The sequence below is a fragment of the Aeromonas sp. 1HA1 genome (assembly GCF_029237385.1).
In the GTDB taxonomy this organism is placed as follows: domain Bacteria; phylum Pseudomonadota; class Gammaproteobacteria; order Enterobacterales; family Aeromonadaceae; genus Aeromonas; species Aeromonas popoffii.
Window position 1 is genome coordinate 1 of sequence record NZ_JAACGC010000197.1, and the last position, 860, is coordinate 860.

Sequence of the window (860 nt, forward strand, 5' to 3'; positions counted from 1 at the left end):
ATCGGCCGCACGATGAAGAGCAAAAGTTAGCATGATCGTTACCATGTTCGGGAGTCACATAGGAGATCAGATCCTGGAAATCGGGAAAAGTGCCAATCAGTTCACAATATTTGTGTATAAGAGTCAGCTGCTACAGTCGGACGAGATGAGAAGGGGCGGGTTCAATATTGAAGAGCCATGCCAACTTCAACATTCAGTGTGCAGCTATCTATAAGGGTAAACAGTATCCAGTTCATGATAATGCTTTAAACACGTGTATATAAGATCACCAATCGCATGTTCATTGCTTATCCATGTGTGTAAACACCAGTTTCATAGAGGTGTGTATGCTACAGATTACGATGTTTAGCGTGCGCACAATAAAAATTTAATACTTATTTGTTTCGTTTTTATGATATATGTTTTTTACGTGAGGGACTCCTTGTATGGACGACAAAAGGAGCTCATCATGAAGTTACTTAAATTGAAGGATGTCATCGTAATGACATCACTCTCTAAGGCATCAGTTTATCGTCAGATGAATGACGGGAAATTTCCAGCGTCAGTCAAGATCGGCCCAAGATCTGTTGCTTGGGTTAGCTCTGAAATAGAGTTGTGGATTGAAGAGAAAATAAATCTTCGCTAGGGATAATTTCTGACGGGTAATTGGAATGAATTAGTTCGTTGCTGATGCTACAAGTCTTGTCCTATCAGGGGCTAGAGTTATTAGGTTGGTTTTACATTCAATGCTTTGGTGCTGTCTCTTGATCAGATCTTGATCCCCGAAGCCATCATCTCTTTGGCGGCAATAAAGCCGTCCAGTTTACTTTGCAGTGTTTGCCAGCCTTCCCAGAGTGAGCTCCAGCCTGCAATCCCTGTTC

General features: G+C 41.9%; 1 protein-coding gene. It reads left to right on the forward strand.

Annotation, left to right across the window (positions count from 1 at the left end):
• Positions 1-448 precede the first annotated feature (448 nt).
• Positions 449-625, forward strand: a complete 177-nt coding sequence (locus GWQ22_RS21630; protein WP_275931647.1) for an AlpA family transcriptional regulator — start codon at positions 449-451, stop codon at positions 623-625.
• Positions 626-860: the final 235 nt, after the last annotated feature.